Annotated in this window: 4 protein-coding genes and 1 pseudogene; 3 read left to right on the forward strand and 2 right to left on the reverse strand. The window is 64.8% G+C overall.

Annotated elements, in window-relative coordinates:
• Positions 1–383, reverse strand: a pseudogene (locus Q0K43_RS10170) (hypothetical protein); the annotation flags it as partial.
• Positions 380–853 (reverse strand): RNA polymerase sigma factor, encoded by a 474-nt coding sequence (locus Q0K43_RS10175; protein ID WP_297290421.1) that lies wholly within the window; start codon positions 851–853, stop codon positions 380–382. The gene Q0K43_RS10175 and the pseudogene Q0K43_RS10170, both read right to left, overlap by 4 nt.
• 146 nt (positions 854–999) lie before the next feature.
• Between Q0K43_RS10175 and Q0K43_RS10180 the strand changes: the two genes are divergently transcribed.
• From Q0K43_RS10180 to tsaA, 3 genes are all read left to right on the forward strand, one after another.
• On the forward strand, positions 1,000–1,800 hold the full coding sequence (locus tag Q0K43_RS10180) for a 7alpha-hydroxysteroid dehydrogenase (RefSeq protein WP_297290422.1): 801 nt from the start codon (positions 1,000–1,002) through the stop codon (positions 1,798–1,800).
• A gap of 97 nt (positions 1,801–1,897) precedes the next feature.
• Positions 1,898–4,522, forward strand: coding sequence for a translation factor GTPase family protein (locus Q0K43_RS10185; RefSeq protein WP_297290423.1), 2,625 nt, complete (start codon positions 1,898–1,900; stop codon positions 4,520–4,522).
• On the forward strand, positions 4,519–5,076 hold a 558-nt coding region (gene tsaA / locus Q0K43_RS10190; RefSeq protein ID WP_297290424.1), incomplete at its 3' end, for a tRNA (N6-threonylcarbamoyladenosine(37)-N6)-methyltransferase TrmO. The genes Q0K43_RS10185 and tsaA, both read left to right, overlap by 4 nt.

Raw genomic sequence — 5,076 nt, forward strand, 5'->3', positions numbered from 1 at the left:
AGCTTCCGGGTGGCCAGCTGATGCTCTTCCAACTCCGGGCTCACCAGGTAGAGTTCCAGCAGCAGCCACTCCCCCTGGCTCACCCCGTCCAGCTGGCACAGCCAGTCCCCCTCGGTCCACTGGTCGGCCTCCTCCACCACCATGACGGGGGTCTCCGACGCTCCGGTACCGGCAAAGAACCGGATTATTTTCTGAAATCCTGCCGCCAGGGCCTGATAGTTGCTCACCCCCAGCACCAGGGCCAGACACACCAGGGCTGCCGCCAGCCGCTTGGCGGGGATGCTCTTCCGCCGGGGCCGCTCCGCCGCCGCCAGGGTCTCCTCCACCAGATCCCGTCCGGGAGAGGCCCGGTCAAAGAGAGCCCGATAAGTCTGTTCCGTCATAGCTCTTCCGCTCCTTTCCATGCGTCGTGCAGCAACGCCCGCCCACGGGCAAGCTGACTGCGGACGGTGTTGGGGCTGCGGCCCAAAATGGCCGCGATCTCCCCGGTGGCGTAGCCCTCGTAGTAGTAGAGGTGGAGTACCGCCCGGTATTTCTCCGGCAGGCTCTCCAGCAGCGTCAGCAGCTCCCCCTCCTCCTCCGTCCGGGCGGGGATGGACTCGGACAGGGCCGTGGTATGCCGCCGCCAGAAGGAGGTATGGAATTTCTTGCAGCAGTTCACCGTCACCCGCAGCAGCCAGGCCTTCCGGTGTTCCTCCTCCCGGAAGTCCGGGGCGGCCCGGAGGTAGCGGAGAAAAACCTCCTGAAATACGTCGTCGGCGTCGTGGCTGCTGTGGGTCTGGGCCAGCGCCAGGCGGTACACCATGTCCCCATAGGTCTCCACCACCTGCCGCAGTCCGGTTTCTTCTGCCATTGCCCTCCCCCCTTTCTGCCCCTAACATCCCTGAGAAGGCGGTTTTGTTGCATCCGCCCCAGAAAATAGTGCTTGCACCCGGAGACGGATAGTGCTATCATCATAGTATCTTAATTGTACCATGTGGTTTAAAAAGGAGAATTATTATGAAAGAACTGGAACAAAAGGTGGCTCTGGTCTCCTCCTCCACCCGCGGCATCGGCCTGGCCTGTGCCAAGGCCTTGGCCGCCCAGGGCGCCACCGTCTATCTGGGCGTGCGCCGCCTGGATGCCGGACAACAGATCGCCGACGAGATTATTGCCGCCGGCGGGCGGGCCGGGGTGGTCTACTTTGACGCCGCCAACGAGGAGAGTTACTCCGGTATGGTGGACGAGGTGGCCAAGAAGGAGGGCCGGCTGGACATTCTGGTCAACAACTTCGGCGCCACCGACGTCAAGACCGACCTGGACGTGGTAACCGGCGACACCGACGACTTCTTCCGCATCGTCAACACCAACCTGAAGAGCGTGTACCTGCCCAGCAAGGCGGCGGTACCCGTCATGGCCAAGAACGGCGGCGGCTCCATCATCAACATCGGCTCGGTGGGCGGGCTCTATCCCGACCTGAGCCGCACTGCCTACGGCGTCAGCAAGGCCGCCATCCACTTCCTCACCAAGGACATCGCCGTGCAGTACGCCCGGCAGGGGGTGCGGTGCAACGCGGTGCTTCCCGGCTTCACCGCCACCGATGCCGCCCTGAACAATATGTCCCAGGCCTTCCTGGATCTGTTCCTGAAAAACGTCCCCCTGAACCGTCCCGGCCGTCCCGAGGACATTGCCGACGCCGTGGCCTTCCTGGCCAGCGACCGGGCCGCCTTCATCACCGGCGAGATCCTGCCCGTGGCCGGCGGCTTCGGCCTGCCCACCCCGCTGTACAGCTCCTATATGGGCGACGGCGCAAAGGGTTGATCCCAACTTCCCAAAAGGGCCCTTCGGGGCCCTTTTTATTTGCCCCGCTCCCCGGGACATGATATACTATCCTATCATACCGTAAAGGACGGCAGCTATGGAAAACTTAGTCGTGGGCATTCTGGCCCATGTGGACGCGGGCAAGACCACCCTCAGCGAGGGACTGCTCTACACCTGCGGAAAATTGAAGAAGCTGGGCCGGGTGGACCACGGGGACGCCTTTCTGGACACCGACCCTATGGAGAAGGAGCGGGGCATTACCATCTTCTCCAAGCAGGCGTTGCTCCCCCTGGAACAGCTGGAGATCACCCTGCTGGATACCCCGGGCCACGTGGACTTCTCCGCTGAGATGGAGCGCACCCTGTCGGTGCTGGACTGCGCCATTTTGGTGGTCAGCGGAGCCGACGGGGTCCAGGGCCACACCCATACCCTGTGGAAGCTGCTGGAGCGATACGGGGTACCCACCTTCCTCTTTGTGAACAAGATGGACCTGGCGGGGGCGGACAGGGCCGCCCTGCTGGCCGAGCTGAAAAGCAAGCTGGACGAGGGCTGCGTGGATATGGGGGACAAAGAGGCCCTCTTTGAGCAGGCCGCCCTGTGCGACGAGTCCCTGCTGGAGGACTATCTGGAGACGGGGAGCATTGCCGACGCCGCCCTCACCGCCCTCATGGCCCAACGGAAGCTCTTCCCCTGCTGGTTCGGCTCCGCCCTGAAACTGGAGGGGGTGGAGGACTTCCTCCGGGGCCTGGAGCAATACGCCCCCCGGCCGGTGTACGGGGAGGAATTCGGCGCCCGCATCTTCAAGATCTCTCGGGACGCTCAGAACAACCGACTGGCCTGGATGAAAATCACCGGCGGCAGTTTGAAGGTGAAAACGGTGCTGGAGGGCCCCGGCTGGAGCGACAAGGCCGACCAGCTGCGGGTATACTCCGGCCTGAAATTCCAGCCGGTGGACACGGCCCCGGCGGGAAGCGTGGTGGCGGTCACCGGTCTCAGTTCCGCCGCCGCCGGTCAGGGCCTGGGTTTTGAGGCGGAGGGCGCGCCCCCCGCTCTGGAGCCGGTACTCACCTATCAGGTGATCTTGCCCGAGGGTCAGGACCCGGTCACCGCCATGCAGAAGCTGCGCCAGCTGGAGGAGGAGGACCCCCAGCTCCATCTGGTGTGGAGCGAGCGGCTGAAGGAGATCCACATCCAGCTCATGGGCCAGGTCCAGCTGGAGATTTTGCAGCGGCTGATCGCCGAACGATTCAACATGGACGTCAGTTTCGGCCAGGGAGGCATCGTGTACCGGGAGACCATCGCTTCTCCCGTCATCGGCGTGGGCCACTACGAGCCTCTCCGCCACTATGCCGAGGTCCATCTGCTGCTGGAGCCGGGGGCGCGGGGCAGCGGCGTCGTGCTTGCCACCGCCTGCCCGGAGGACGTGCTGGACGGCAACTGGCAGCGGCTGATTCTCACCCATCTGGCCGAGCGGGCCCACCCCGGCGTCCTCACCGGCTCCCCCCTCACCGACGTAAAGATTACCCTGCTGGCGGGCCGCGCCCACCTGAAGCACACCGAGGGGGGCGACTTCCGGCAGGCCACCTACCGGGCGGTGCGCCAGGGCCTGATGGAGGCGGAAACGATTCTGCTGGAGCCCTGGTACTCCTTCCGGCTGGAGGTGCCCGCCCCCCAGGTGGGCCGGGCCATGAGCGACCTGCAGCGGATGGGGGGCGACTGTGAGCCGCCCGAGACGGCGGGGGAGCTGACCATCCTCACCGGCTCCGCCCCGGTGGCCGGGCTGCGGGACTACGGCAGCGAGGTGGCCGCCTACACCAGAGGCATGGGGCGGCTGAGCTGCACCTTGAAGGGCTACTACCCCTGCCACGACCAGCAAACTGTGGTGGAGGCCCTGGGCTACGACCCGGAGCGGGATGTGGACAACCCCACCGGCTCGGTGTTCTGCACCCACGGGGCGGGGTACAACGTACGCTGGGACCAGGTGAAGGAGATGGCCCATGTGGACAGCGGCCTGTCCCTGGACAAGCCCCCGGAGCCCGAGGTCCCCGCCGCTCCCACACGGCGGAGCAGTTCCAACCCCGGCCTGTCGTTGGAGCAGGACAAGGAATTGCTGGCCATCTATGAGCGCACCTACGGCAAGGTGGAGCGCAACTCCTTCCGGCCCCAGCCCAAGCCCGCCCGCACCAGTCTGGACGAGAGGAAGTACAACGTCCAGACCCAGAACAAGGGGCCGGAGTACCTGCTGGTGGACGGCTACAATATCATCTTTGCCTGGGAGGAGCTAAAGGCGGTGGCCCAGACCAATCTGGACGCCGCCCGGCAGCTGCTGATGGATCTGCTGAGCAACTACCAGGGCTTCAAAAAATGCGTGGTCATCCTGGTATTTGACGCCTATAAGGTGCCCCGCAATGTACAGGATGTATTCAAATATCACAATATTTACGTTGTGTATACCAAAGAGGCGGAGACGGCGGACACTTATATCGAGCGGGCCACCTACGAGATTGGCAAGCACCACCAGGTGCGGGTAGCCACCTCCGACGGGGCGGAGCAGCTCATCATTCTGGGCCACGGAGCCCTGCGTTTGTCCGCCACCACCTTCAAGGCGGAGTTGGAGCAGGTGGGTGGTCAGATCGCCGCCATCCTGGCCCGCAACAACCGGGCCACCCCGTCCCGGCCGGTGGCCGCCGCCCTGAAAAAGGCACAGGAGGGAAGCAAATGATCCCCATGCACATCATCGCCCGCATCCGCAGCGACTTCCCCACCAAGTTCGGTATCCCCCGGCAGAGCGGGCTGGTGGAGGAACTGCGTGCCACCATCGTCTTTGAGCCCGAGTACTGCAACCCGGACGCCCTGCGTGGGCTGGAGGAGTTCTCCCACATCTGGCTCATCTGGCAGTTTTCTGAGGCGGTGCGGGACAAGTGGTCCCCCACAGTGCGGCCTCCCCGGCTGGGGGGCAATACCCGCATGGGGGTATTCGCCACCCGCTCCCCCTTCCGGCCCAACGCCATCGGCCTGTCCTGCGTGAAACTGGAGTCCATTGAGAAGGACCCCAAGCTGGGCACCGTGCTGGTGGTGTCGGGGGCCGACCTGATGGACGGCACCCCCATCCTGGACATCAAGCCCTACCTGCCCTACGCCGATGCCCACCCGGAGGCCACCGGGGGCTTTACCGGCAACGTGGGGGACAAGGTGCTGGAGGTGGAGTTCCCCCCGGAATTGCTCTCCCAGGTCCCGGAGGACAAGCGGGAGGCGCTCATCGGGGTGCTGTCCCGG

It is taken from the genome of uncultured Flavonifractor sp. (genome assembly GCF_944383115.1).
In the GTDB taxonomy this organism is placed as follows: Bacteria; Bacillota; Clostridia; order Oscillospirales; family Oscillospiraceae; genus Flavonifractor.